The organism is Candidatus Nitrosopumilus sp. (genome assembly GCF_965263415.1).
Classification (GTDB): domain Archaea; phylum Thermoproteota; class Nitrososphaeria; order Nitrososphaerales; family Nitrosopumilaceae; genus Nitrosopumilus.
The window spans coordinates 258,186-285,184 of sequence record NZ_OZ253671.1 but is presented as its reverse complement, the minus strand read 5'-3'; the positions used below and the strand labels follow the sequence as shown (position 1 = coordinate 285,184).

At 32.3% G+C, this 26,999-nt stretch carries 31 protein-coding genes and 2 tRNA genes; 22 read left to right on the top strand and 11 right to left on the bottom strand.

Annotation, left to right across the window (positions count from 1 at the left end):
• Positions 1 to 6 precede the first annotated feature (6 nt).
• Positions 7 to 1,050 carry an S-methyl-5-thioribose-1-phosphate isomerase gene (mtnA, locus tag ACQY22_RS02330; protein WP_428324939.1) on the top strand — a complete coding sequence of 348 codons (1,044 nt, stop codon included), beginning with the start codon at positions 7 to 9 and terminating at the stop codon, positions 1,048 to 1,050.
• 39 nt (positions 1,051 to 1,089) lie between these two features.
• Positions 1,090 to 1,728 (top strand): PqqD family peptide modification chaperone, encoded by a 639-nt coding sequence (locus tag ACQY22_RS02325; protein WP_148702680.1) that lies wholly within the window; start codon positions 1,090 to 1,092, stop codon positions 1,726 to 1,728.
• Between the two features lie 2 nt (positions 1,729 to 1,730).
• Here the strand turns inward: ACQY22_RS02325 and ACQY22_RS02320 are convergent, their stop codons facing one another.
• On the bottom strand, positions 1,731 to 2,378 hold the full coding sequence (locus tag ACQY22_RS02320) for an SDR family oxidoreductase (RefSeq protein ID WP_428324937.1): 648 nt from the start codon (positions 2,376 to 2,378) through the stop codon (positions 1,731 to 1,733).
• 26 nt (positions 2,379 to 2,404) lie between these two features.
• Positions 2,405 to 2,644: a hypothetical protein gene (locus ACQY22_RS02315; RefSeq protein ID WP_428324936.1), complete on the bottom strand. Its 240-nt coding sequence runs from the start codon at positions 2,642 to 2,644 to the stop codon at positions 2,405 to 2,407.
• 118 nt (positions 2,645 to 2,762) lie between these two features.
• On the opposite strand from ACQY22_RS02315, the gene ACQY22_RS02310 reads away from it, so the two are divergent.
• Entirely contained in the window at positions 2,763 to 3,356 is a 594-nt protein-coding gene (locus tag ACQY22_RS02310) for a hypothetical protein (protein WP_428324935.1), read from the top strand.
• Here the strand turns inward: ACQY22_RS02310 and ACQY22_RS02305 are convergent.
• Both ACQY22_RS02305 and ACQY22_RS02300 read right to left on the bottom strand, forming a co-directional pair.
• Complete coding sequence (locus ACQY22_RS02305) at positions 3,320 to 3,811, bottom strand: hypothetical protein (protein ID WP_428324934.1); 492 nt, start codon at positions 3,809 to 3,811, stop codon at positions 3,320 to 3,322. The genes ACQY22_RS02310 and ACQY22_RS02305 overlap by 37 nt on opposite strands.
• Positions 3,812 to 3,853: 42 nt before the next feature.
• Positions 3,854 to 3,928, bottom strand: a tRNA-Arg gene (locus ACQY22_RS02300).
• A gap of 44 nt (positions 3,929 to 3,972) precedes the next feature.
• On the opposite strand from ACQY22_RS02300, the gene ACQY22_RS02295 reads away from it, so the two are divergent.
• Positions 3,973 to 5,148 (top strand): aminotransferase class I/II-fold pyridoxal phosphate-dependent enzyme, encoded by a 1,176-nt coding sequence (locus ACQY22_RS02295; protein WP_428324933.1) that lies wholly within the window; start codon positions 3,973 to 3,975, stop codon positions 5,146 to 5,148.
• Here the strand turns inward: ACQY22_RS02295 and ACQY22_RS02290 are convergent.
• From ACQY22_RS02290 to npdG, 3 genes are all read right to left on the bottom strand, one after another.
• Positions 5,142 to 5,543 (bottom strand): pyridoxamine 5'-phosphate oxidase family protein, encoded by a 402-nt coding sequence (locus ACQY22_RS02290; protein ID WP_428324932.1) that lies wholly within the window; start codon positions 5,541 to 5,543, stop codon positions 5,142 to 5,144. The two genes, ACQY22_RS02295 and ACQY22_RS02290, sit on opposite strands and share 7 nt — an antisense overlap.
• On the bottom strand, positions 5,527 to 5,694 hold the full coding sequence (locus tag ACQY22_RS02285; protein ID WP_428324931.1) for a hypothetical protein: 168 nt from the start codon (positions 5,692 to 5,694) through the stop codon (positions 5,527 to 5,529). Before ACQY22_RS02285 ends, ACQY22_RS02290 begins: the two co-directional genes overlap by 17 nt.
• Before the next feature lie 81 nt (positions 5,695 to 5,775).
• Positions 5,776 to 6,447 (bottom strand): NADPH-dependent F420 reductase, encoded by a 672-nt coding sequence (npdG, locus tag ACQY22_RS02280; protein ID WP_428324930.1) that lies wholly within the window; start codon positions 6,445 to 6,447, stop codon positions 5,776 to 5,778.
• 51 nt (positions 6,448 to 6,498) lie between these two features.
• Here npdG and ACQY22_RS02275 point away from each other — a divergent pair, with 51 nt between their 5' ends.
• From ACQY22_RS02275 to ACQY22_RS02250, 6 genes are read left to right on the top strand one after another with little or no spacing between them, the layout of a single operon-like run.
• Positions 6,499 to 7,122: a histidine phosphatase family protein gene (locus ACQY22_RS02275; protein ID WP_428324929.1), complete on the top strand. Its 624-nt coding sequence runs from the start codon at positions 6,499 to 6,501 to the stop codon at positions 7,120 to 7,122.
• Between the two features lie 55 nt (positions 7,123 to 7,177).
• Positions 7,178 to 7,438: a heme transporter CcmC gene (locus ACQY22_RS02270; protein WP_428324928.1), complete on the top strand. Its 261-nt coding sequence runs from the start codon at positions 7,178 to 7,180 to the stop codon at positions 7,436 to 7,438.
• A gap of 2 nt (positions 7,439 to 7,440) precedes the next feature.
• Positions 7,441 to 7,872 carry a cupredoxin domain-containing protein gene (locus tag ACQY22_RS02265; RefSeq protein ID WP_428324927.1) on the top strand — a complete coding sequence of 144 codons (432 nt, stop codon included), beginning with the start codon at positions 7,441 to 7,443 and terminating at the stop codon, positions 7,870 to 7,872.
• 37 nt (positions 7,873 to 7,909) lie between these two features.
• Positions 7,910 to 9,436 (top strand): cytochrome c oxidase subunit I, encoded by a 1,527-nt coding sequence (locus ACQY22_RS02260; protein WP_428324926.1) that lies wholly within the window; start codon positions 7,910 to 7,912, stop codon positions 9,434 to 9,436.
• Between the two features lie 12 nt (positions 9,437 to 9,448).
• Positions 9,449 to 10,396, top strand: a complete 948-nt coding sequence (locus ACQY22_RS02255) for a plastocyanin/azurin family copper-binding protein (RefSeq protein ID WP_428324925.1) — start codon at positions 9,449 to 9,451, stop codon at positions 10,394 to 10,396.
• Between the two features lie 7 nt (positions 10,397 to 10,403).
• The gene (locus ACQY22_RS02250) at positions 10,404 to 10,847 is read left to right on the top strand and encodes a COX15/CtaA family protein (RefSeq protein WP_428324924.1); all 444 of its coding nucleotides are present in this window, start codon (positions 10,404 to 10,406) and stop codon (positions 10,845 to 10,847) included.
• Here ACQY22_RS02250 and ACQY22_RS02245 read toward each other — a convergent pair.
• Positions 10,837 to 11,361: a hypothetical protein gene (locus ACQY22_RS02245; RefSeq protein ID WP_428324923.1), complete on the bottom strand. Its 525-nt coding sequence runs from the start codon at positions 11,359 to 11,361 to the stop codon at positions 10,837 to 10,839. The two genes, ACQY22_RS02250 and ACQY22_RS02245, sit on opposite strands and share 11 nt — an antisense overlap.
• Positions 11,362 to 11,457: 96 nt before the next feature.
• Between ACQY22_RS02245 and ACQY22_RS02240 the strand changes: the two genes are divergently transcribed.
• From ACQY22_RS02240 to ACQY22_RS02230, 3 genes are all read left to right on the top strand, one after another.
• Positions 11,458 to 12,054: an SRPBCC family protein gene (locus ACQY22_RS02240; RefSeq protein ID WP_428324922.1), complete on the top strand. Its 597-nt coding sequence runs from the start codon at positions 11,458 to 11,460 to the stop codon at positions 12,052 to 12,054.
• 65 nt (positions 12,055 to 12,119) lie between these two features.
• A tRNA-Lys gene (locus ACQY22_RS02235) sits at positions 12,120 to 12,193 on the top strand.
• 105 nt (positions 12,194 to 12,298) lie between these two features.
• Positions 12,299 to 13,555, top strand: a complete 1,257-nt coding sequence (locus tag ACQY22_RS02230) for a hypothetical protein (protein WP_428324921.1) — start codon at positions 12,299 to 12,301, stop codon at positions 13,553 to 13,555.
• Here ACQY22_RS02230 and ACQY22_RS02225 read toward each other — a convergent pair.
• Complete coding sequence (locus ACQY22_RS02225) at positions 13,552 to 14,532, bottom strand: hypothetical protein (RefSeq protein ID WP_428324920.1); 981 nt, start codon at positions 14,530 to 14,532, stop codon at positions 13,552 to 13,554. The genes ACQY22_RS02230 and ACQY22_RS02225 overlap by 4 nt on opposite strands.
• An 87-nt stretch (positions 14,533 to 14,619) precedes the next feature.
• Here ACQY22_RS02225 and ACQY22_RS02220 point away from each other — a divergent pair, with 87 nt between their 5' ends.
• From ACQY22_RS02220 to ACQY22_RS02205, 4 genes are all read left to right on the top strand, one after another.
• Positions 14,620 to 14,778 (top strand): hypothetical protein, encoded by a 159-nt coding sequence (locus ACQY22_RS02220; RefSeq protein WP_428324919.1) that lies wholly within the window; start codon positions 14,620 to 14,622, stop codon positions 14,776 to 14,778.
• Complete coding sequence (locus tag ACQY22_RS02215; RefSeq protein ID WP_428324918.1) at positions 14,775 to 15,752, top strand: hypothetical protein; 978 nt, start codon at positions 14,775 to 14,777, stop codon at positions 15,750 to 15,752. Before ACQY22_RS02220 ends, ACQY22_RS02215 begins: the two co-directional genes overlap by 4 nt.
• An 8-nt stretch (positions 15,753 to 15,760) precedes the next feature.
• A complete protein-coding gene (locus tag ACQY22_RS02210; protein ID WP_428324917.1) occupies positions 15,761 to 16,027 on the top strand; it encodes a hypothetical protein in 267 nt (88 codons plus the stop codon).
• A 539-nt stretch (positions 16,028 to 16,566) separates the two neighbouring features.
• Positions 16,567 to 18,003, top strand: coding sequence for a CFI-box-CTERM domain-containing protein (locus tag ACQY22_RS02205; protein ID WP_428324916.1), 1,437 nt, complete (start codon positions 16,567 to 16,569; stop codon positions 18,001 to 18,003).
• 55 nt (positions 18,004 to 18,058) lie between these two features.
• Here ACQY22_RS02205 and ACQY22_RS02200 read toward each other — a convergent pair whose 3' ends face one another.
• Positions 18,059 to 18,352: a hypothetical protein gene (locus tag ACQY22_RS02200; RefSeq protein WP_428324915.1), complete on the bottom strand. Its 294-nt coding sequence runs from the start codon at positions 18,350 to 18,352 to the stop codon at positions 18,059 to 18,061.
• Positions 18,353 to 18,549: 197 nt separating this feature from the next.
• Here ACQY22_RS02200 and ACQY22_RS02195 point away from each other — a divergent pair, with 197 nt between their 5' ends.
• The 5 genes from ACQY22_RS02195 to ACQY22_RS02175 all read left to right on the top strand — a co-directional run bounded on the left by ACQY22_RS02195 (position 18,550) and on the right by ACQY22_RS02175 (position 26,424).
• Positions 18,550 to 19,935, top strand: a complete 1,386-nt coding sequence (locus ACQY22_RS02195) for a pentapeptide repeat-containing protein (RefSeq protein ID WP_428324914.1) — start codon at positions 18,550 to 18,552, stop codon at positions 19,933 to 19,935.
• 44 nt (positions 19,936 to 19,979) lie between these two features.
• The gene (locus tag ACQY22_RS02190) at positions 19,980 to 21,155 is read left to right on the top strand and encodes a TRAFAC clade GTPase domain-containing protein (protein ID WP_428324913.1); all 1,176 of its coding nucleotides are present in this window, start codon (positions 19,980 to 19,982) and stop codon (positions 21,153 to 21,155) included.
• 2 nt (positions 21,156 to 21,157) lie between these two features.
• The gene (locus tag ACQY22_RS02185) at positions 21,158 to 22,891 is read left to right on the top strand and encodes a hypothetical protein (protein WP_428324912.1); all 1,734 of its coding nucleotides are present in this window, start codon (positions 21,158 to 21,160) and stop codon (positions 22,889 to 22,891) included.
• Positions 22,892 to 22,946: 55 nt separating this feature from the next.
• Positions 22,947 to 24,287: a hypothetical protein gene (locus tag ACQY22_RS02180; RefSeq protein WP_428324911.1), complete on the top strand. Its 1,341-nt coding sequence runs from the start codon at positions 22,947 to 22,949 to the stop codon at positions 24,285 to 24,287.
• 346 nt (positions 24,288 to 24,633) lie between these two features.
• Positions 24,634 to 26,424, top strand: a complete 1,791-nt coding sequence (locus ACQY22_RS02175; protein ID WP_428324910.1) for an ATP-binding protein — start codon at positions 24,634 to 24,636, stop codon at positions 26,422 to 26,424.
• On the opposite strand, the gene ACQY22_RS02170 is transcribed toward ACQY22_RS02175, so the two are convergent.
• A complete protein-coding gene (locus tag ACQY22_RS02170; protein WP_428324908.1) occupies positions 26,421 to 26,975 on the bottom strand; it encodes a class I SAM-dependent methyltransferase in 555 nt (184 codons plus the stop codon). The two genes, ACQY22_RS02175 and ACQY22_RS02170, sit on opposite strands and share 4 nt — an antisense overlap.
• Positions 26,976 to 26,999: the final 24 nt, after the last annotated feature.

Below are 26,999 nucleotides of genomic sequence, written 5' to 3'. Positions count from 1 at the left end.
AAATGTATGGATAATTCTTCACTACGTACAGTTGAATGGAAAAATAACAAAGTAGTAATGGTTGATCAGACAAAACTCCCAAATGAGCTTGTATTTGTTGAATTTGATGATTTTAATCAAGTCGCTGAAGCGATTAGAACTCTTGTAGTACGAGGTGCACCTGCAATTGGCGTTTCGGGTGCATTTGGATTAGCATTAGCAGTTTTGCAAAGTAACGCAACTGCAAAAGATGAACTTATCTCAGATCTTGAAGATGCAAGAAAAATTTTATTTGCAACTAGACCTACTGCAGTAAATTTAGGTTGGGGGCTAGAAAAAATTATGAATGTTGCAAAATCTGGAGATTCTGTTGAACAAATACGCGAATTAGTAATTTCTGAAGCCAAAAAAATGGCAGACGAAGATATTGAAATAAACAAAGCAATGGGAAAGAATGGCTCTGCACTTTTTGATGATAATGATACCATAATGACTCATTGTAATGCTGGTGCCTTAGCTACTGTTGCATATGGAACCGCATTAGGTGTAATTAGGGCAACAAGAGAGAGTGGAAAAAATGTCAAAGTAATCGCAACTGAAACACGACCTATTCAACAAGGTTCACGATTAACTGCTTTTGAGTTAAAACATGATGGTTTTGATGTTAGTTTAGTTCCTGACACTGCTGTAGGTTACTCTATGGCAAATGGTTTAGTGAATAAAGTTGTAGTTGGGGCGGATAGAATTGTAAAAACAGGTCATGTTTTTAACAAAATTGGAACTTATCAAGTGGCTACCATGGCAAAACAACATGGAATTCCATTTTATGTTGCAGCACCATTATCTACAATTGATCTGGAGACAAAGGCTGAAGATGTAATTATTGAAATGCGTAAAGGTACTGAAGTTACTGGAATTGGTGAAAAAAAGACTGCTCCCGATGATATAGGTGTAATCAATCCTGCTTTTGATATGACTCCTCCTGAACTAATTTCGGGAATAATTACTGAAAAAGGTGTGGCTACTGCACCATATGAGGAATCTATTCCAAAATTATTTGCAGCTAATTAATAGAAAGTTTTTATTGTTTTTCCAATTGCTTGTAACAATATGAGTACAATTTCTCCACAAGCAATTGAAGATTCTTTAAAACAATGCATGGATCCTGAAGTTCCACTCAATATTGTTGAGATGGGATTAATTTATGGAATTGATGTGGCAGAAAACAATGATGTGAATATCAAAATGACAATGACTACTCAGGGTTGCCCTCTTCATGAAACTCTGGTTTCTGATGCAACAAGATTTGTCAAAAAAGTCCCTGGAGTAAATAATGTCAATATTGACATTGTGTGGGATCCTCCTTGGTCAATGGATAAAATGTCTGAAGAAGCAAAAATCAAAATTAAAAATATGGGTGCTGGAATGAATACTCCTGCACCAATTAATTATGAAACCGCATTACCTCAAGGTGTTGGAAAATTAGTTCAACAAGAAGATGGTTCTATGGTGTTAGCAAATGAACATGATCAAGGATTCATGGTAAATCAAGCAATTGTTGATTTTTGGAAATCATGTAATGGACAACGTAAAGTTACAGACTTGGTAGAAATCTTTGCACAGCAAACTGGATTACAAAGAAATCAAGTTGAAAAAGAAGTTATGCAATTACTACAACAATTACGTGATGGTGGATTGATTGCAATTGCAGGTCAACCAGACACACCAAATGTTGAATTTAAAAAATAATTTTAGAAAATATAGTTTGAATTTGCACCATCAAAGTTTATTGTAACACCTGAAAGATATTTTATTTTATTTTGAATAATTGATTTTACAAAATTTCCAATCTCTTCAGGCTCTCCAAGTCTTTTCATAGGTAAAGATTTCTTGTATTCTTCAACATTTTTTATTAATTCTTGGGTTCTATCTGTGTTGATTGGTCCTGGAGCAATATTGATGCAGCTGATTTGGTTTTCAGCATATTCTTTGCTTAACACTTTGAATATTTCTGCAAATGCTGCACGATATGCTGATGAAATTATTAATTTTGAATTTGGCTCTTTAATTACACTAGAACTGATCAAAAAAATATATCCTCCATTATTGATTTTGATATTTTGTAAAATTGTTACAAATCCTAGGAATAATTGGTTGTGATATAATTTCCAATCCTCTTCTGTAATTATTGCAAATGGTTTTGGTTCTGGACCACCTGTATTTAGAATCAAAATATCTGTTTGATTATGATTTTTTAAAAATTCACTCACACTATCCAAATTTGATGTATCAATGTCATTTTTTGATGCTGCAAAAACATCAATTTCTAATGATTTTAGTGATTCAGAGATTGCTTTTCCTATGCCTCTTGAACCACCTAAAACAATTGCATTAGTCATAATATACTCAAAATATTCTTTGATAATTAAATTTCTTTAATCTCAGTTATTGTCCCTTGAACAGAATCCATTTGGATTATAGCTCTTTTTTCATCCCAACCTAATGCTACGTACCAATCACCAGCATCATCATGATATTTTGTTTCTAGAGTCTGGATAGTGTCTGGAACTACATTGTATTTTTTTGCAATACCTGATACTGCAAGAGCTATGGCATCCTTTTCCTTTTCTAATCTCCTTTTCATTAATCCAATTCCAGGACTCATGAAATCCCTAGATTGTTTTATCTAATATAGTTAATTCTAAAAATTAGCCACAAAGTTAATTTTTCCAACTTGATATTTTTACAAGATTTCAAATACCCCTTTTTTTGAGTGCAAATAAATGAGATTAATTCAAAGAATTTCAAACTCTACACTTGTAAAATCTGAAAATCTTGTGCATATCATATGTGTTCTATCTGTTATTGGTCCTGTCATCACAGTTTCTGCAGGATTTTGGGATGCAATATCTCATCTTCAAAAAGAACCTGAATTTTTCTGGAGTCCCTCTCACATGATTGTATACACTGGAGTTTCTATGACTGCGGTAGCTGCAATTCTAGGTGGGATGTTAATAATTCGAAAATCAGTTTATCGTTCTCTAAAAACTGGAATTAAACTAGTAATGATTGGTTCTATTATTCAAATAATTTCAGGATTTGGTGATTCGTTATCTCATGAAGTATTTGGAATTGATGGATTAATCTCTTGGTCTCATCAACCTCTGGAACTGGGATTAGTTCTTGGTTCCCTTGGTGGATTGTTAATTTTAAAAAATAGAGAACATACTAAACTCAAACTATTATTGCCTTTCTCAATTGTAACCTTTTTGTTCTTTACACTATGGCTAGGATTTAATCTAGTTCTAATCTTTGGCCATATCATACAATGTATTCCAGTCTATGAGATATTCTCATCTGGTTGTGCCATTTTGTGATTTTTAATTTTTAGATATGACATTACTATCATAGAAATTGAACCTACTAAAATCATTATTCCTGGCGGAATCATATCTTTTGAATCTGTGTTTCCAAACTCTACCTCCAAATTAATTTGATTTTTTGCCAAGTTTGTAACTTTGATAGTGTATACTCCGTCTTCGTTAAAATCAAAATATCCTACTGACATTTTTGTTTGGATGATTTGTTCTTGAATCACATTTTCTTTGACATCTAGAATCTGAACAAATATCTCCTCTCCTGCAAATTCTGGCATGTATGCTTTGTAAAATCCAATATCAGTACCTGTAAATTGTGATTTTATCTCAAAAGAACTTGATTGTTTTAGGATTGCCTCCTCAAAACTTTTTTCAGTATCTGCAAAAATAATCGAAATCCAAATCATTCCAACAATTACCAAAGCCAATCCAATCTTGAATGGTGATATTCTCACTTCATTTTTGTGGAAAATTATTTGCTTAATAAGATAATCTAAAGGGCTCGGAGGGCTTCGATCCCTCGACCTGGCGGTTCGAAGCCGCCCGCACTATCCAGGCTGTGCAACGAGTCCAAACAAGTAAGAATTTAACGGGCCTAAATATCTGTCTAGATACTTTGAAGGTATCAAAAAAAGTAGCAGGTGTAGAGTATGCAATTAGAGATATTGTTCTTGCTGCAAGAAAAGTACAACAAAAAGGAATGCAAGTAGATTATCTCAATATCGGTGATCCTGTTCAATTTGGGTTTCAACCACCAGATAATGTCAAACAAGCTTTGATTAACGCAATTAACAATGGTGAAAATTACTATTCTACTTCTGAAGGTCTCTTAGAATTAAGACAAGAAATTGCCAAAAAAGAAAATGCTAAAGGATTATCGATTTCTGCTGATGAAATTCTAGTTACAAACGGTGTTTCTGAAGGATTAGATATGGTGATCTCATCAATTGTAGAAGAAGGAGACGAAGTACTTCTTCCAGGACCTTATTATCCTCCTTATGCCTCTTATGTTAGACTACATGGTGGAGTACCTGTAGAATTTGCAGTTGATTTGGATAACTCTACTCCTAATATTGATGACATAAAATCCAAAGTCACTTCAAAAACTGTTGCTATTTGTTTGATTAGTCCAAATAATCCTACAGGTGTTGTATTCAACGAAAAATCTCTCAGAGAATTGGTCGATATTGCAAATCAACATAATCTCTACATAATTTGTGATGAAATCTATGATCAAATTATCTTTGATGAGAAATTTGTGGGAATTGGTAAAGTTGCAGGAGATTCTCCCGTAATTGTTCTAAATGGTTTTTCCAAAGTTCATCTGATGTCTGGCTGGAGAATTGGCTATATTGCATTTAATAATTCACCAAAACTTGATGCAATAAGAGAAAATCTTCCTAAACTAGCTAGAGTGAGAATTGCAACTAGCCTGCCAGTACAATATGCTGCCTTAGAATCATTGATAGGACCTCAAGATTATATCTCTAATTTTGTATCTGAAATTAAAAAACGAAGAGACTTGGTTGTAAAACGACTAAATGAGATGCCAGGACTTTCTTGTCCAAATCCAAAAGGAGCGTTTTATGCATTTCCAAAAATTGAAGATAATCGTTTTGGTACAGATAAAGAATTTGTTACAAAACTCTTGGAATCAAAAGGTGTGTTGACTGTACATGGTTCTGGTTTTGGAGAACAATATGGAAGTGGTCATTTTAGATTAGTTTATCTTCCAAGTCTTGAAGTTTTAGATTCTGCAATGAACAAGATTGAAGAATTTGTTAGTCAGTAACTCCATACTGAAATCTTTTCAGGAACAATTTCTATAATACAGTCTGTGTCATCAAGTAATTCTTTTGCTGATTTGTTTTCTAGTGTCTTAAAGTAACGCAAAAGAATTTTTTTTGCTATAGTTTTTACTTTTTTTTCTTCGATAATTAGATTTGATTTTCCTTGTCCCATGACACCATAGATGTTTGGTGCGTTAATTCCTGTGTCTACACAAAAAGAAACTCTATCGTTTTTCTTTAGATTTTTTGCTTTTTGAGTTCTGGTGCTTGTACCAATGTAGAATTTTTTTCCACTATATCTGTACCAAACTGGAACGATATGTGGAACTTTATTTTTTCCAATAGTAGCTAAACGCAAAATCTTTTGTGTTTTTAGAAATTCATCTTTTTTGCTCATGTTTTCTAAATCCTAATGCTATCATAAAAATACCAAATGCTAACATTGCCATGGATACTTTTTCATTAGTTATTTCTCCATTGAACAGAAACTCTTCAACAAATTCTGGCCCCCATATCAACAATTGTCTGATTAGGACAATTCCTGCCATGACTGAAAATAATACTCCTATGGCAGTAAACCAATTTCTACCTCGCCTATAATACTCGTGGCTCATGATAAAAGAACAGACTTAGATAATTTTGATTCCAGGATTTTTTATCTTGTTTTGAATCATTGCATTGAGTAACAATGGAGTTGACATTTCTGCCAAATATGACAATTCAATTGGTCCCAAGTAAATTGATCTTAATCCTTTAATCTCATCAATCAGTGTATTAACTACACCTACTGATTCTTTGTCATCTCCACAAACAAAAATATCATAATCTAACTCTAAAGTTGGATTGACAAGTTTCTTCTCAGAGATTACGTGAAAAGCAGATACCAATTTTGATTTATTCTTCATATGGTTTGATACAAGTTTGTATGAGAATGGTTTGTTATCTTTAATTGAAACACACTCAAATCCTACATCTGTTTTAGTCATTGGAACAATTGGAGATACTACAACACAATTGTCACTAATTTCAGATAATATTCCAGAACACACTGAATCAATATTCTCATATGGAATTGATAAAATCAGTACATCGCTTTCTTTTGCAACTGAAACATTATCATTTCCAGAAATACTTCCTTTAATTTCACCAAATGCTTCCTTTGCCAAGTTTGTATATTCTGCAGCTGATTCTGATGCTCTTCCAGCATCTCTAGAACCAACTATTACATCATGGTTTTGAGACCATCTTAACGCAAAACCTTTACCCATTCCACCAGTTCCACCAATAATTCCTACTTTCATGAAATAACTACAGACAATGTTATTATTATCTCTATTTGAATTTCGATTAGATTGGGCCAAATAATTTTCCTAAGACATGGTCAGGCAAAAAATAATACTGATCGAATATTGGCAGGTAGAACTGAAGGTGTACCTTTAACTGATGTTGGTGAACAACAAGCCCAACATACTGCTGAATTACTTGAACACATGAACATCTCTGCAATTTATTCTAGTCCTATACAAAGGGCACAACATACTGCAGAAATTGTTGGAAAACACAACTCTCTTGATGTTACTATTGATGATCGATTAATCGAACTTGATATGGGAAAATTCACTGGTATGGCATATGATGAAATCTTTAATGATCATGGAAATGTCTTTATGAAATTCTATCAAGGTGATCTTGAAATTGCTCATAATGGTGTTGAAACTTTTGATGAAGTCAAAAAAAGAGTTTTAGGAATTGTAGACCATGTTATTGAAAATCATCCTGATGAAAATGTTGTACTAGTAACTCATATGGATCCTATCAAGGCAATGCTTTCAACAGTAGTTGACTTGTCTCCTACAAACCTCTTTGAATTAATTATAGCAAATGCATCCTTGAATCTCTTTAGAGAAAATAAACGAAAGTTTTCGATTTCCGGACTTAATGTAATGCATCCAACTCGTTTCGATCAAGGTTGGTAGCTAATAATCTTGAAAACCCTTAAATAGAAATCAAAGGTCACGACAGTCATTCACGATGAAGGGTATAGTCGGGTTATTCTTAGTATTGGCCGTAATGGTGATAGTTCCTGCAGTAGAGTACGCATTTGCTGCTGGTGATGAACCCGGAGAATACCTAGATCGTAGAGTGGTTATTTGGAACTTGTTCTTTAGAATGATGACTATTGCATTTGTTGTAGGAGCAGTTGTATCTGGTACTATGATTTGGCAAGTTTGGAGATTCAGAGAATCTCATCCAAAAGCAAAACCAACACAATATGAGGGGACTGACTGGTAGAAATGGGTGGACATTCTAATTGGCCTGAATGGATTTACGTTGGCGTAGTAGTCGCTATAATGTGTTGGGTAGGTGCAGAAGCATGGGAGGCAGAAAGACTAGTTGAACATGTTCCTGAAGGTGCTGAAATTATCAAAGTAACCGGACAACAATGGTTCTGGACTTTTGAACATGAAGATGGCACAAAAGAAATTGGTGAATTACATGTTGAAAAAGGCAAAGCCTACAAATTTGAAATTCATTCAACTGATGTAAATCACTCTTTTAACATTCACGATTATGTTGTTTTGATGGATGCAATTCCTGGCAGAGTTAACACTGTATGGTTTGCACCGACTGATGTTGGAGAACATGATATTCAATGTAGAGAATATTGTGGATTAATTCACTATAACATGCGTGGTACATTAATTGTGGAGGAACCTCACTCTTGATAACGCTTTTATCAGAATCACTGGAGGGAATTAACTAATGGTTCTAGAATTACAAAAACCACGTCCAATTTGGCAAATAATGTTCTCAACCCATCACACAGATGTAGGTTTACTTTATCTTATCATGTCTCTAGGATTCTTGTTCTTAGGTGGTGCATTAGCACTTGCAATCAGAGCTGAATTATTCTTACCAGGGGCACAAATCATTGGTGATGCAATGACCTTTAACAGAATCTTTACAGTTCACGGTACTACTCTTATCTTCTTGTTTATCATACCATTTGCATCTGCTGTTGGTAACTACTTTGTTCCAATTATGGTTAGATACAAAGATATGGCTTATCCAAAACTTAATGCAATCGCATTTTGGATGATCCCTCCATCAGGTGCACTTATCTGGTTAGGCTTTGCAGACTTTACTTGGTATGCAACTCCTCCATATTCTATTATCAGTGCTCCAGGTCCAGCAGCTGACATGTGGATATTTGGACTAAAGATTTTAGGTGTATCCTCAGTTCTTGGTGCAATCAACTTTGTCGTTACAATTCTCAAATGTAAACATCCAGACATGTCAATTGGTCAAGTTCCATTATTGGCTTGGTCATTCTTGTCATCATCATTAATCATCCTTGTTGCAATTCCAACATTTGCAGCAGCATTGTTAATGTTGTTAACTGACAGACTCGGCGTAACTGGATTCTTTAATCCTGCAATGGGTGGAGATCCAATTGCATATGCACACTTGTTCTGGTTTACATTCCATCCTGAAGTATACGTTCTTGTCATTCCAGCTATTGGTATGATGTATGAAATTATTCCAAGATTCTCAAGAAAACCAATTTACAGTTTCAATTCTGGTATCTTTGCATTTGTACTATTATCTATTGTTGGATTTTCATCATGGGCCCATCACATGTATGCAACTGGAATGTCATTTACTGAAAAGACAGTATTCATGGTAGGAACTCTTGCAGCAGTTCCAGCATCTGCAATGCACGTATACAACTTTATTGCAACAATGTGGAATGGTAGAATCAAGTTTGCAACCCCAATGATGTGGGCTGTTGGTGGAATCGCATTATTCTTCTCAGCAGGTGCAGGTGGTGTAGCAAATGCCGCTATGCCATTAGACTTTACAACACACGATACTTACTGGGTCGTTGGACACTTCCATCTCTTTGTGATGGGAACTATTGCATTTGGTTCAATTGGCTATCTTTACTACATGTACCCATACGTTACAGGAAGAATGTACAATGAAGCCATGGGTAAGATTCACTTTATCTTATCATTTATCGGAACAATTTTGGTATTCTTTACCCAACACGTACTTGGATTATACGGAATGCCAAGAAGAATCTTTGATTATCCACCAATCCCAGAATGGATTGCAATGAACCAAATTGCATCAATTGGTGCAATGGTTATTGGTGTCAGTATGGTAGTCTTTTTGGTTAACATGATTTACAGCGCCGGAAAAGGAGAACCTGCAAACCCAGAGGATCCATTTGGTGTTGGAGGCAAATACTATTATCCATTTGAGGCAAAGAACCCATCACATTAGGAGATAAATGAAATGACTGAAAACCAATACTATCTAACAACACCTGCAAGAACAGGAAAGATGATGGCAATCATGTTAGGAATATGTATTGTAGGTGGAGCAATCTTCTTTTCACTTTGGGATTATTGGATTTCAGAACCCGCCCCAGTTGTTGCAATGATGGCAGGTGATTCTGCACCAACTGCAGTAGCAGTTCACACTGGTGCAACTATTACGTCTGATCTTTCATTTATAGAATCTTCAGACTTTATCACTTTGGCATTTAATGCGTTGCCTGGTGAACCTGATAACAACCCAACAATCAACATGGAAGTTGGTGACAAAGTAATCTTTAACGTAGTTAACGATGGAAAATCATTTCACTCCTTTGGTGTCACAGCAGATACTGAGGGCTTTGGAGGAATTTTCCCAGGAAGTGAAGTTGCTAGTCCATCAAACCCCCTAAAATCTGGTGAAGGTGGCACTTCAGAATTTATCGCAGGTGAAGAAGGTGTATTTTATTACATTTGTACAGTTCCAGGTCACAGAGAACAAGGAATGGTAGGTAAAATCATTGTAGGTGATGTCGAAGTTCCAGAAGAAGTTGTGGAAGCAACACCCGAACCAATGGAAACTGAACCAGCCGAAGAAAAGACACCTGCCTCCACAGAACCAGTTGCATATGATGGTTCGATCTCTCTCCCAGAAGGCTCTGGAGTTCCTGGATGCCAGGAAACAAATGAATGTTATATCCCATATCACGTAACAGCACCAGCAGGAACTGAGATTGTTTGGTCAAATGATGACACTGCTGCTCACACCGTTACAAGTGGAACTCCTGCAGATGGTCCTGATGGAATATTTGATAGTAGTATCCTTGCTGGTGGGTTAACATTTTCTGTAACCCTTGATGAACCAGGTGAATATCCTTACTATTGTATCGTTCATCCTTGGATGGTCGGTAACATCACAATAGAATAGAAAAATTTTGGCTATCCAATATCTTGCTCTAGCAACTATGATTGTATTGTATTCACTTATGTTCCTAGGTGGATATATTTCAGCAGCTGGACTTGGACTTACTTGTCCTGAATGGCCATTATGTCCAAATGGTGTAATGCCTTCTGAAGAATATCTTATAGAATGGATTCATAGACTAGCAGCTGCTACTACTGGTGTTTTGGTTATTGCAACTATGGTTGCAAGCTTTCTTAACAAAAGAGCTGATACCAAAATCAAAATTACAAGTACGCTTGCAACAGTATTTGTTATTACACAAATTACACTTGGTGCACTAGTAATTGATACAAAACTTCATGCAGTTTTAGTTGCAATTCACTTGGGTATTGGAATATTGTTATTCTCAATGGTATTACTCACTGCATTATTTGCATTTAGAATTTCAAGAGAATCCCACGAGATTAAAGTCTAGATTTCTTGAAAATTTTTGGCATATAGATATACAAAAACACACCTGTCATTGATAATGCTCCTATAGTAATTGCTATAATGAAAATTTGGCCAAATGGACTCTGAGTGCCCATATTAAACTTGAAGGAAAGTGGTTCAGGATTATTTGGCATATCATACAAGTATACATCTACAATATGATTTCCTGAATTTCTCCAGACATAATCAAAGTCCCAATGAGACCCTTCTATTGCTGCAGGTGGTATGGCATCTACTTGTTTTCCATTATAGAATATCTTCATTCCCATTGTAAATCTGTCAACATCTTCATAGTCAAACCCTTCAGTTACTTTAACCAAAAATTGAGATGGTTCTCCGATTTGTGGAAATTCGGGTGCTGTTGCAACTTGAACTCTATACCCTCCATTAGACTGCTCTGCAGAATTAAACATGGAATGGGCAAATGCATCATTTAGTCCAGGAATTGAAAAAAGTATCAAAAAAGATAGGATCAAAACCGATCGCTTTTTTGTCATATGGAATAATATTGGAATTAGACGAATATATTGTAACTCGATTCCATTCGGAAATCTTCAAAACCTTTAAATCCTTATTGGCAAGACATTGAATCGTTGACCCTCGTAACAAAATCAATCGATATTAAGACACCTGTTGAGAATGTCTTTACCTACTTTGCAAGACCAGAACATGTTTCTGATCAAATCAAAACTGATGCAGTAGGCATGACAGTCGTTCCTATGGATATCAAGGAAGGCATGGGTGTAGGTACAACCTTTAGAATTATCGGTGACTTTAGCGGTAAACGTTTAGAGTGGGATTGTGAGACAACCGAGTTTGTTAGAAATGAGAAAATCACTGCAAAACAAATTGAAGGTCCATTCAAGAATTGGCAAATCACTAATGAATTCAAATCATTAGGAAATAATCTCACAAGAGTTACAATGTCAGTAGATTATGAAATGCCATTTGGTCCATTAGGAGCAATTATGGATAAAGCAAAATTTGCAAAATCTGCTGAAAGAGGAATGGAAACTGCTCTATACAACGTTAGAGGTTTGTTAGAAGGAAATGGTTCAATTCCAGTATACATCACACTAGAAGCATACCAGAAACTTCTTGCCGAAAAGAAAAAGATGAATGATGTTCCAGTTTCAACTGCACTAACTGCAATCATTGAAAAATACAATGAAGTTGAAGCTAAAGCATAAAACATAATTTTCCTTTATTTTCCAATCTTAAGATTAATAACAACTCTAGGCATACTATTTTTGGTGGGTCTATGGCGCAGCCAGGTAGCGCACAGGACTCTTAATCCTGCTGTCGTGGGTTCGAATCCCTCTAGACCCGCTATATTGAACTGCAGAATCTTTTTACAAATTATACCCATTTACGAACAAAAGCTCGGAAAGATTTCAAGCAGACCTTACTATCCCGTATTTCCTAGGGGGTACAATGTCTAGCAAAAGCAAAAACATTCTGTCCATTGGAAAACTAGAAACTACTTTACTAGATGATCCTTTAGAGCAATTTTATGGTGGAATAAAGTCAGTTGAAACAAAAACTGCATATCGAAAGACATTACGAGAATTTCTTGAATCAGTAGAAGATTTTGATGGAACATTTGAAGAACAAGCAAAACAATTTTACAATTTTGCAAGAGAGGAACCTGAGAAACTAAAACAACTGCTCAAAAATTATGCCATTCATCTAAAGCAAAGATCAGAGAAACCAGTTTCTGATACACACTACCTGAGCCCAAGTACTATTCCCAACAAGTTCAAGGGAATCAAAAAATTCCTAAAAATGAATGAAATTCCAATGGAATGGTCAAACATTGAGGCTATATTCCCTGAGATAACTAATCTTCATCCTACACGTGGATACACAACTGAAGAAATCAAACACATCCTTGATTATTCAACTGATGTCTTTAGCGATTTTATCATTCTAGCTGAGTCTTCTTCTGGAATGAGAGTTGGCGGATGGGAAAATCAAACTTGGGGAAACATACGACCAATCTATGAAATAAAAACAGGACAATATTCACATGACAAATCAAAATCTGAGCGTGGAAGAATTGTATGTGCAAGTATGATTGTGTACAATGAAACTTCTTCCAAATATCTTGGATTGATTTCTATTGAAGCATGGGACAAATTACAATCGGTAAGAAAACAATGGATACAAAAAATGAAAAGAGAACCAAAAGAAGACGATCCGATATTACTTACTAGATTCAAAGATGGAAGACATTATTCCAAAAAGGGAATACAAGCAAAGATGTATCATATTATCAAACGCTCTAATATTCAAAAAAATCTCAAAAAAGAAATTCGTGCATATGAAGTTCCTGCAACTCATGGAATGAGAAAAAGATGGAACAAGATAATGTCAGAACAAAAAATCAACGAGGATTCCCATGCAAATTTAATTAGAAAGGAAAGACTGTTTGGTCACAAAATTGGAGTGACAAGATCTGATAACAGCTATTTCTTTAGCGAAATTGAAGAATATGTCCCACAATATCTTCGCGCAATGCCTGATCTTATGATCTCAGATGAATACAGAGCAAAAAGGGAATTGGGACTAGTTCAAAACGAAAATAAAAAACTCAAACAAACACTACAAGAAAAAAATCTTGCATTAGAAATGGTAGAAGAGTTAAAGGCAAAGTTTGAAAGATTTGAAAAATACGAAAAGAAAAATTAAGATTTCTTCCAATTGTTAGGATTCAAGTTTCTAATGGTCTTCAGTGCCCTTGTCTTTCTTTCAAATAAATCAAAATCTTCTCCCATCTCATTGAATTCTTCCCGTAACTGTACCTTTGTTTCCTCAGATAAAATATCAAATATTATATCTAAGGGAAAATCCGGAAACGCTTCTTTTGATGCATTAAGAACCTTCTTTCTGTTCTCATAATCAGGCATGTCTGATGTAAGTTTAGTTTTATCTAGAATCTTTTTTTGAATATCATTTTTTATTTCTGGTGAATTTTGATATAATGTCCTATTTTGTTCTGCAAAAAATCTATCAAACCATACATGAGGATTATTTGTTAATCTCCTCATATTTTTTTTAAAATCTTTACCTGTTAAACCATATTCTTGCTTTCCTTTCTTTTTCATATCCAGTAATGTCTCAATTGATCTACGTGAACCAATTGTTGCTTTGTGAAATTTTCGTTTTTTGTTGGTAGGATTTGAATGAAGTTGATGTGCCATATAGTATTTGTCATCTTCGATAGCCCAATAGAGAGAGTCTAGCAAAAGAAATTCAGATAATTTATTTGGATTTTTATGATGTTGCATATTGAGATATAGTATTCTTAATGTATCTCTAATGTCTACATCATTATTTTTTTTACCTTCAGCTTTTAGAACGTGTACACGCAACTTAAGAAATTCTAACATTCTATTGTTTACTTTACTGCCAAATCTTGGAATATCTTTTATTATGTTCTCTAGCTCTTTTACCCAATCTTTATCTTCTTTAATGTAATATTTTTTCTTTGAGACTCCCCTAACGCGAATTTGCTTTTTCTCAACAAGTTTTTTAATTAATTCTTTTGTAGCTTTACTTTTTGGAATTTTTCCTTTAGTAAAAATTGAGTCAAGTGAGCAATATGGATTATCCATAATAAATTGAATAATCTTTCCTTCTCTTTCTTTGATTTTCTCTGCCTTCAAACATTGACAGATTTGTGGTGTTATGAATAAAAGCTCGGTTTTCCCCCAAGCGGGAAATACTAACCCTTCTTTCCAAGAGTATATGAAATGGATATACTTCAATGTGGTCACACGCCTAAAACCTGTAGACGCCTATATCGTTGCTCATCTACAGGTAACTATTATCTTGAATTATGTTCTAAATGTACAAGTCTTGAATCAACTGAATTTTTGATCAAAGAAGAATCTCTTGGAGAGAAACCATGAATGTAACAGATCAATGTAACGAATTACGTATAGAAGACCTTCCACCAAAACTACAAGAGATTGTAATACACGGTAGAAAGAAAAATAGACTTGGACAAGATTTTTGCTTTAGAGATTTTCCATACCTAAGTCACGGTGCTTTTAGGCAAAGAATACATCGTCTAAGAAACCTTGGATGGATAGTTCCAACTTCTTCTGGTTGGATTAGTTTTTACAAAATTAAAGGAGAGTACACTGGTAGAACCCGAAGAACTGTAACAAATGAGGGTATGGTGGTAGGTACCAACATGCAAGAAATTATCAATGAAGCAAGCAAACAAATTCCTACAATACATGATATCAAAATAAAATTTCCTTCAAAACAACTTTACAAAAATGTAATAAAGATAGGAATGACTCCAAATTCTTCAAACAAAGGTGTTTTTCTCAAGAAATATGCACTTGGACAAGATATCTCTGCAAAGATTGCCGTTTATCCTGAAACTGTCACTGTTAATTTGTCTTGTACATGGAATCCAATCATCTATGATATTCGTGGAGCACAAGAGTTTCTAGGTCACATGGAAACCCTTCGAGCTTTTCTATTTCATAACTACAAAACTGATGATATCCCAAACAGTCTTGATTGGACTGTAACTCATTATCATCTAAACCAAGATGGACAAATAGAATTTTCAGATGAATCCTTTCATAGAACTATTTCTGATATGGTGGGAGGATTTATCAGAGCATACGCAAAAAGATTCCCAGATAAATCCTATAGAATGCGTTTGGAGCGTATAATAACGCCTCAATGTAGTCTAAAAAAGCAGATTGAAGATATGCAAAATGTAGGAAATTATCTTGAATCCGAAAAGAGAGATATCTCTAACATCATGCCTGGTGAAATTCTCAGTCTAAATCAATTTGCCAAAACTGTTACAAAAATGTCCTCAATGTATAACCCATCCCAAGGAAGTCTGTATTCGCTTTAGGTGATTTGATGGTATACCGAAATTATCATGAAGAATGTAATGAAGATTGTACAAGATTAATGGCATATGTGAGAATAGATGGGAAATGGACTAAAATTGGATACTATGGTTCTAAATGTAAGCAGTTCTCTCAATTAGATTTGAAACAAGAAAGAGAAGATAGGAGAATAAAACGACGGGTAAGAGAACTAACAAACTTGGTAAAAAAATCAAAGAAAATGTCCCTTGATGAAGTCAAAGACTCAATCAAACGCTTTGATGAATCAAGTAAATAATGGACAATTTAGTGGAATTCCCTTCGTATTTCAAATAAAAATATTTTTTCTAGACAAGATGTCACATCTTGTAATATTTTATTTTCTATGCTGATCTAAAAAAATACGTATATGTAATTAATGATTAACTAATCTGTGATTCCCGTACATCAAATCTTTGGTTGCACTAATTGCGGAAATATTTTCCATGTTCGTAATAACCGATTACAACGTTGTCCTCAATGCGGTTCTGGTCTTAATCGTGCACAAAAACTTGAATGGATAATATAATGACAATAGGAACAATCTAGATAAATTTTCATGTAATCTTTCTATCTTTAACTAATCGAGCGCATTGTTCAAAACCATGACTTCTGTTTCTGAATCTCCCCGTCTTGGATTCTGAATCAATCCAATTTACTATGTCTGATTCTACTGTCAAAGTTATCTTATGCTTCATAAGATAAAATAAGATTTTATATGATTTAATAAAGACAAGATAATATCAGATATTATAAGATGTTTTTAGGCATGATACAGATGAGGTTTGTTCCAAATCCATGAATTTGGTTTTATCATTATGGGTAATTACAGTAGTTGCCTTGTTAATTCCAAATACTGTATTCGGAAATTCAACTTATGATGCTTCAATCAAAATCATAAATCTTTCAAATCAATATTCTTCTTCAGAACCTATAGAAATTCAAGTTGGCGTAACTGGCTCATCTTTTAATTGTGGTGATTTGTATATCACTATTTATTCAGGTAAGGACATAATTACTCAAAATGCATTTTTTGATCAATGCTTTGAAAAAAGTGAAAAAAATCTTCCCATAAATGACCAATTTTCTTATGTCATTAACAATTATGGATCTTATGATATAGACGCTACAATGATTGCAAAAGATCTGAAAACTATTTCTATTAAAGGTGCATTTACTGTTGGAATGGAATCCATTAATGATGATCCCGAAATATCCTGTGGAGGTGAATTAGAATTATCAAATGGAATGTGTTATCTAATTCCAATACCTTTTGAAGAATTATCAATTTCTAAACAAAGTCAAATAATAAAAGATGAGGCATATAACAAATTCAGGGATGAGATCCCACGATTGATGCAACTAGCCATACCTCAATCCGAGGAGGAAGTGTGGGAGTTTGTTGGAGAAGAGAAAAGCAAAAGGTTCAAAGAGACATTTGCAGGAATCAAAGACAGAGGTATCTCTTTTGACTCAATTAACGGAATACAAATGTCAAGATTATCTGAATACGAACAAGCTGTAGTAAAAGACGCATTCATACAGACTACCGAATATATGAAATACAAAGGGGCGGAACTGCTTTACAAAATAGATGCGTTAAGAGAAGAGATCAAAGGAGATATCCAAGAAACATCATTGCCTCCAAATGAAAAAGATTCCATCATGAACGATTTTAACTTTTATGCAAATAGCAAAAGAACAGAAGTAATCAATGTAATTGGTAATGAAATAATGATGATGCAGTCATCACTATCAATTCAAGAATCACCTCAAAAAATTGGCAGTGATATTAATTTGTATTATAATGATATTGCAAGAGACAAAGCATCTTCATTGGATTCAATCACAAATCCTACATCCTCTGGTGGAGGTTGCCTAATAGCAACTGCAACATATGGTACTGAACTTGCACCCCAAATACAACAACTGCGAGAAATCAGGGATAACAAATTACTCAAATCAGAATCAGGAACATTATTTATGAAAAATTTCAATGAGTTTTACTACTCGTTTTCTCCGTTCATTGCAGATATTGAAAGAGAAAACCCTGTTTTCAAAGAGATGATACGAATTGGAATCACTCCCATGCTGTATTCGCTATCTATAATGTCCCTTGCAGATTCTGATGAGGAGATCTTAGGTTATGGAGTAAGTGTTATTTTATTGAATGTTGGAATGTATTTTGGATTTCCTATAATCCTTGTGATGATCTTAAGACATAGATTGTATTGATTGCTGTTTGTATTATGTTTCCAACAAAATTAACTACGTTATCCTTTGAGGATACTTAACTAGATATTACTAAGTACCATGTACCAATCGCAATAATAGCATATGCAATGATACCCACTATTCCATATCTCTGGAAAATTTGAATAATTGCTACGATTGGAAGAATAGTCAATATTAGTAAAATGACTGGAATCATCCATGAAGTTTGTTTTATCATAAATGGTTCTAATGCTGGTAAAATCATTGTTAAAATTCCAGATGGTGTGATGTCTATATTGAATCTCATGAGTATTCCTAACGAAAAACCTTGAATAACTGCAACTGGAATTAACCCTGCGGTTTTAGTCATAAAATAGATAAAATTTCGTACTTAATGAATAAGACGTTAGAATTGACCATACTGTGAACTCTATTTTGATTACATCAAATTCAATCTTATTGATTAGAAAAATTGAATTTATTTTAAAAGTATTTTAATCTATTAAGTGATTTTATCACGTGTCTATTAAAAAATGTAATTTCAAAATAGAAGTTTTCGATCGGGATGTGAGGGGAAATAGAGAAATCACATGTTTTGAACCTGCTTTAGATTCTGGAAAATGTAAATTTCATGATGAATTTTATTTAAATGAACACACTCAGTCAGAAATTCATGATGAACTTTGTAAAAAAATTGATGATGCATGTAAAAATGAAACAATTTTAGAATGTGTTGGGTATAATATTCCAGAAATTAATTTAGAAAGTAAAAAATTTGTCAAGTCAGTATTCTTTTCACATTCTAATTTTGTTGGTGATGTTATATTTGATCATTCAGAATTTTATTCTTTTGCCAATTTTTTTAATTGTACATTTAACAAGGAAATTAATTGTAATAATGTACTTTTTAAAGAAAAAGTAGATTTTTCATCTAATCGATTTAATGATAATGTCTACTTCGAATCTTCTATTTGTGATGATAATGCAGATTTTAGCTCTTCAGAATTTAAAGAAAAAGTATCATTTCTTACTACTGAATTTACAAATGTTGATTTTTCTAACGTTGTATTTTCCGAATCTGTTTCATTTGTAAGAACAGAATTTAAAAACAAAACTTGGTTTACAAACACCATTTTCAATAATGAAGTAAAATTTAACAGAATGAGATTTTTGGATGAAGTTAGTTTTTCATATGCACTTTTTAAAAAATTTGCCCATTTTCGAAATTCAATATTTTTTAAACCAAATCTAGTAACATTTGATACTGATTTATCACATGTTTCCTTTCTTGGAACCGATATTTCACGCATAAGATTTGATAATCAAGTTAAATGGAACATCGAATCTGAGCCTACAAACAAATTTCATAAATTTATCTATAGAATAAAAAACCGTAATAATAAATTCGTAATTTATGATGAATGGTTATTAGAAAATAATCAAGAACCTTCACTTCAATTAGAAGATGTTATGGATGTTTATCGTAATCTTCGAGAAAATCATGATTATTATTTAAAGTATGAAACAGCTGGAGAATTTTTTGTTAGAGAAATGGAACTAAAAAGAAAATATAAAAAAAATAAAAATTCTAGCAGAAAAACTATCTCTAGAGAATGTCATGAAAAATTATTCTCTTTGTATCAATATTATCATATAATTTCACAATATGGACATTCTATATGCCGCCCCATGTTTGTCTCAATCCCAATCTTGAGTATTTTTATTGCCTTGTTTTGTATTGAAAATTTAACCGATCCTGATTTTGCAAATTTACCATCTCAAAAAATTTTCTATGACGCACTTTTTAGAAGCATAACCAGTTTTTTCCCATTCTATTCACTAGATAAAGATACAAATTATTTAGATATCTTATTGCGTATAATTCTATTACCTATATCTGGCGCATTTTTTATTTCTTTAAAAAGAAAATTAGAACGCAAGTTTAGACATTAACAGGAACGGTAAGTTTATTCATTAGAAATCAATATCTTATCCTGATGGCAAAGGAAAATTTGAATGATATTCTAGAATCTGCAAGAGAACATTTTGACGAGAACAATACTGTTGCATTTATTGGAAAATCAAATTATGGTAAAACCGTTGTTTCAACAATGTTATTTGATACACTTTCTACAGAATTTCTAAAAAAATATAGAAAAAAATTTCATGTAAGAATTTTAGATGGATATGATGAAATTGATAGAACTCATAGACGAATGTTTAGTAAAGGTAGATTTCCACCTCCAACATTACCTAATACTAAATCAAGATTAAAAATTGAAATATCTAGTAGAGGACAATTAGGAACAAAAGCAGAATATATGTTGCGAGATGCATCAGGTGAAGATATTCAAGAAATATTACAAAAAAGATATGATAATCCTAAATCTCTTGTTGAAACAATATTGACAAAATACAAAAGTTCTGGAGATCTATTTGGCCCCTTAAGCTATCTTTTGTTTGCAAAAATATACGTAATTCTAATTGATAGTAAAGAATCACCCGAATGGAGAACTGAGCAAGTACGTTACAGTCAAATTATCAATGCTATACTTGATATGAAAAAATACATAGGTGAAACCGTAGATGAAAAAATAAGTAATCCTATAGCATTGGTATTTACAAAAACAGACGAATTAAAAAAATCCTCTACAAAAGAATCATCATTATCAAATGAAGAATTTTTGGAAAGCAATTTACCTCTATTTGAATCAACTTTACAATCTACTCACTCTGGAAATCTTAGTATTTTCATGTTTAGTATAGATGGAGTAACTGAGGCATCTCCAGAAGAAGCTGAAGAAATAATCAAAGAAGAGATGAATGAGTTAAAAGAACTAAATGCAGAATATGTACAAAAGAAACTAGAACAAGCTGAAAGAGAAAGAAAAGACAAAATCAACGCTCACGTAAAAAATGCCATGAATAAAGCCCGTGAGGAAGCAACTGCAGAAGGACAACCTCCTGATGTAATTGAAGCTAGAGCTCGTGAAGCGGGAAAAGCAGAAAGAGCAGTTGCAGAAAATGAAAATAAAATTGAATTGGATCCAGATGATTCTACGGTGGAATTAGATTCTGAAGATAAAACACGATATAAAATTACTTTACCTGTAAAATATAGTCAAAGAGAATACATCAGATTTATTTCATGGTTAATCGATAACAATTCATAATCATGCACAAGTGTGACCAATTATTCTATACTACTGCATCAGTTGGGAATAAATCCGGATACCAAGTAACTGCTAAATCTTCAGGTATAACTGAAGACGTAATTCAAGATCTAGAGGGCTATTTGTATCCTGTAGGTATTGATCCAAGCAAGTTTTCATCATCTAATTCATTATTATTTTTAAAAAATAACAAAGTTGCATTTAGTACTGTAATTAATATCGGTACTGGTTTTGATGGCAGGGATAATACATTGTATAATCATACTATAATTTTAGAAAAACATCAATTTGAAAAGATGAATTTTGATTCAAGGATTTTATTCCAATATTTTATTGAAGATCCAAAAGAACTAGGTGTATTGGACAAGATCCAAATACATGAAATGTCAATACCAATTAATTGGGATTTTTTTGAAAGCATACCTAGAAATTTATTAGAAACTATACTTGATGCACTTTTTTCATCAAAGAAAATAAGTCTCATAGGAATAAAAAACGCTAAATTTATTCCAGAACTTCTTACAATTTTACCAAAATCTATGAGATTGTTATCTTATTCTAATGTAGTTGCTGAACCAAAAAGACAAAATCTTTATGATATTTCTCAAATTAAAAATGATGATAAATTTTCTGTAGAAGAAAATCATCTGAAAATTAATTCAGATGAAATGCCAGTGTTTTATGAAAATAATGATGACTTAATTTTAGAACGAACTGTAAAAATAATTGTAGAAATAATAAAAAATAAAGATCAAAAATCGTTAGATTTTATTCATAATGAATTTGAAGAAATTGATAACTCAAACATAAAAAATAAGATAAAACTAGTTACTTATTATAATGAAGTAGAAAAAAGTCATGATGAATATCGTACAAAAAAATTTGCAAATGATATTTTAGAAATTTTAAAAGATTTTGATGATGATACAACTGTTAATTATTTGCTCAAAATTAAACCATTCTTACCTGAAAATGATTTTAAAAAATATTCAAAAGGATTGGAGCTATCTTATATTGTCTCAAAATTTGATGATACCAATTTAGATTTTAATACTGTCTATGAAATGTTTAATTCATTACATGATTGGACTTATGAATCTCGTGACCAACTATTCAAAAATATTTTAAAAACTAATTTTCAAAAAATTAAAAAAAATGGAACAAAATTACTTTTAGATGCGCGATTTCAATTTGAAGAAGTAATATTGGATAATTTTATTCAAAATCCACAATTACACGAAAATATTTTAGAATTATTTGATGAAAAAACAGATCTACCAATATATTACAAAAAGAGTTATCTTGAACATATTATAGAAAGAATCTCAAAAATGAATAATTTCTTAACTATTGAGCTTTTAAAAAAACCAATCTTTAATCTTGATGATGAATATGACAGTAAACATTATAGAAAAATTTTGAAATTGATACTTAGTAATGATGAATTTCTTAAAAAAACAACACCAGAATCCCTGTTAGACTTAATCCACACCATATTTTTCAGAATAAAACAAATCATCGAACATGATATGTCATCAGATGTGAATACAACCACAAATTCTAATTTACATGAATTAACCAAAATTATCAAACGATTCTTAAAGAGTTTAGAATATTTGGAGAAGACTGAATTAGATCTGAAATTACGTGATAAATTATTGTTACAAAAAGATGAAATGACTATATTTTTAGAAAAGCACAAACCAAAACGAACACTTTCAAATCTTTTCGACTGATAAAATTATTTTTAATCATCATAAACTTGATATGAAATCATGAAAATAATGTCATGTGAAAGAAAAGAAAGATCTGTTTAAAAAATTTAGATCAAAACAGAAAATCCCAAAAATCATTACCCATCAAAATATTGTTCATAATGAAAAATGGAAAATGATTGGATTAGTAATAATATTTCCATTAGTCTTGGTTGGTATTTTTATCATTACTTCTGCATTACGTGATTTTGTATATGGTATTTTTGTAACTATATTGATCATCCCATGGGTTGTATACATGTCAATACATCAAAAAGCTACCCCATCTACAGAATCATCTTACTTACACATTCTTACCAAATCAAAAAATTCATCCGAATCATTTTTTGAAAAAATTAATTATGAAAGAGCCCCAATTAGATTTTATAATCTTAGTAGATATTTGCGAATTTATTTATTGGTCGCAATCATAGTTCTTTTTTTAACGGCAATCGGAATTTATTTCATTTATCAATCTGAATTAAACAAAGATACACTTTATGATAAAAAACTTGCAGAATACAAAGAAAATAGACAGAACTTGTCTACCATGAGTGATGATGAAATTACTGATGCATTTACAGCACTTATTTATTCAAAATCTGAATATGAACTACAAAATGACGAGTATGAAAAATCATATTCAATATTAGTAAACAATATGGAAAAAGAAGAATATGAATTAACTTTTGAACAACGACGTGAAATCGATAAACAAGTTAGAGTAATTATAGATGGGTTAACAACTGAAGATCTTATGACTAAAGCCATAGATGAAATGGAATCTATGACCCCTATTGCAATGAGATTAGCATTAGTCAATGAAATAGAAAGAGATATTCCTTATCGTTATTCAAATCCAAATTTAATATGGCAACAGAATTTCTTAATTAGTAGTCTATTTACATTTGGCATGATTTTTATCAGTCTTTATGGAATTAGATTAAAATTAATTAGTAAATCTGATTTTTATCATTATCTTAGTCTAAGCTGTTTCAAAACTTATGAAAAATTTCAAAATTTAGAGCAAGAGGAAAAACGGAATTATGTGATTTGGGGACTTGATTATTATAATGATTACATTAAATCGAACCACAAAAAACGTATTGAAAATTTGGACTCCATTCAATCTTGTATTATGTTAAAACCTCTACATTCATTAGATAATATTGCAAAAGACATTCTCGGTGAATTAGAAAATAAGGATCGTTTAGGTCTCATTCGTACTTTAGGAAGTATAATAGGAGAACCAAAAATGAAAATTTCTTTAATCTTTAACGATAAAAGAATTGAAACATTTAGAGATAGAATTTCATTAGTAGTTGTGTTAGTCCCAGTGATTACTGCAGTAATTGGCATTATCCAACAGTTTTGGTAATCTGATTCTTAATATCATCAAAAAAACAAATTCAACCAAAATGTAGTCATGTAAAGTGAATGTAATATATGGATTCCAAGAAAATCATTATTGTATGAATTACAATGTGGATCTATACTTTTTTGACATACTTTTAGTTTAGAAAGTCTAAATCTAAGGTACTTCTATAGTAATTGGATATGCTTTCTACAGAGACCCTTTTGTTAGACTCGGATCATCCCTCTAGACCCGCTTTTCAAATTTTACAATTATTCTTCTATTTTTATCTCAAAAATTTTTTACATCAATTAGTACTATGATATATTCATAAACATTTGAATATTATCTCGCATGACACTGATGTAAGTTGAGTACCAAAAAATCTCTCTCATTCCAAAATTCTCTTAACACAAAATCTATTTTGACATTTCTAATTTTGGTACTAGTTTCTATTACTCTTCTTTATCAAATAAGACCATTTGTTGATGATACCCAGTTTGCATGGATTTCAGTTCCTGCATATCTTGTTTCAACTGCAATTCTTACTGGTATTGCTTTACTGGTTGGAATAAAATTACACAAACAAAAACATTACCAATCAAAAGCATTTTTGATATTTTCTGTAGGTTCAGTATTTTGGTTTATAGCTGAATTTATTTGGTTAATGTATGATCATGTGTGGGATGGTAGTCCGTTCCCATCTGAAGCAGACATTTTTTACATCGGCGCATATCCATTTATGACTGCATTCCTGTTTATTTCCTTACAACCTATTCTTAAATCCGTTAGCAAAAATGTTTGGTTATTTGCAATTGCGTTAGGTGCTGCATTTTTGATTCCATCTGTAACTGCAGCATATGATGATATGTTGGGAGAAGATGCATTTCCTACAACTATAGCACTTGCGTATCCAATATTAGGTTCAATCCAAATTGTTCCTTCAATTGTTGGAATTATGTATCTAGCAAAGAAAGGTGTAAATTTTTCTTGGATGTTAATTTTGTTTGGATTTATCATATATGGTATAGCAGATACATTTTTCTTATTTTTAGAACTTGATGGAACATATTTTGATGGACATCCTGTTGATCTATTTTGGCTGTATTCTTACATACTGCTAACTTTTGCATTCTATGTCCGTTTTAAGATTTCACTTATGTCATCTTCTGAAGATCAATCCATGTTTTTTTCAGAAAAAGTACAATTTGAAACAATCAATAAATTTGGAATTCCATTAACATTAACTATAGTTTCTATGGTGGTTGGAATTTTCGTTGCTCATTCCATTTTCATAGAAAATGACGAACAAGTTACTTTTCAAAATATTATGCTTGGTATAGTAGCAATGTTGGGAATTTTTGCAATAATTGTATTGACCCTGAACAAAAATCTTTCAAAACTCGTGAATATGAGAACACAAGAACTTCAAGAACAAAAAAATAATCTAGAAAACCTTGTTGAAGAAAAAACTCAGGAATTGTTAAAACAAGAACGTCTTTCTGCTATTGGAGAACTATCTGGACGTCTTGCACATGATCTTAGAAATCCATTATCTATAATGAAATTATCTGTAGAATTATTAAAAAAAGAATCAGATAAAACCCTCTCTCATCCAGATACAAAAAAACGTCTTGATTTCATTGATACCAGCATAACTAGAATTTCTCATCAGGTAGATGATGTATTGGGATATGTTAGAAACTCCCCTCTCAGATTAGTGAACATTTCAGTTCATGAACTTTTAGCAACTTCTATAGAAAAAATTAACGTCCCATCTAATGTTAAAATTTCTATATCTGATAAAGATGTGAATATCAATTGTGATCCTATAAAAATTGATGCAGTTTTCATTAATCTCATAATAAATTCCATTCAAGCAATATCTGATACTGGTGGTACAATAACCATAAACATACGTGAAGATAAAGACAAAACCAAACTTGAATTCTCTGATACTGGTAGTGGAATTCCAGATGATGTTATCGATAATATCTTTGAACCTCTTTTTACTACTAAACAAAAAGGTACTGGTTTAGGTCTCGCAAGTTGTAAAAATATTATTGAATTACATCAAGGTATTATTTCTGTTAAAAATAATCCAACTACATTTACCATAGAAATACCAAAATTAATGCAACAAAAGAAATCTTCAGACTAGAGTTTTTTCAATAAGACAAATCGCTTTTTCTCAGGTTCAATGTCTTCATGCATATCTACATCACTTACAATTCTTACTTTGTAATTCATCCAACGTTTAACCATGTTTCGAGATGTTTGATTTTCATCAATTTTTTCTTCTATGTTGTTAAATTTCTCACAATTCATGACATATTTTCCTGCCACCCTAAACATTTCTGAAATTCCTTTTTCTAATACATCTTCATCTAGATAATTCAATAATCCATGAGTAAAAACAAAGTCTATAGACGAATCTTCAAATGGCAAATCTGTAATACTTCCTTTTTTAAAATTTGCACCTGAAAATTTTTCTTTTGCAATATCTAATGCATATTCATTTAGATCAACCCCGTGAATTTGAAATGTATCTGGAAATAATCTTAAATCAATTCCAGTTCCACATCCAATTTCTAACGCGCTCGTACAACGTAATGATATTGCAAGATCTTTTGTAAATTTTGCAAATTCTTCATTATATCTTGATTCATTCTCATCTGCATATTTTTTCCAAAATTCTTCGTTATAGTTCATAGATTTTTTGAGATATAGTTGTAT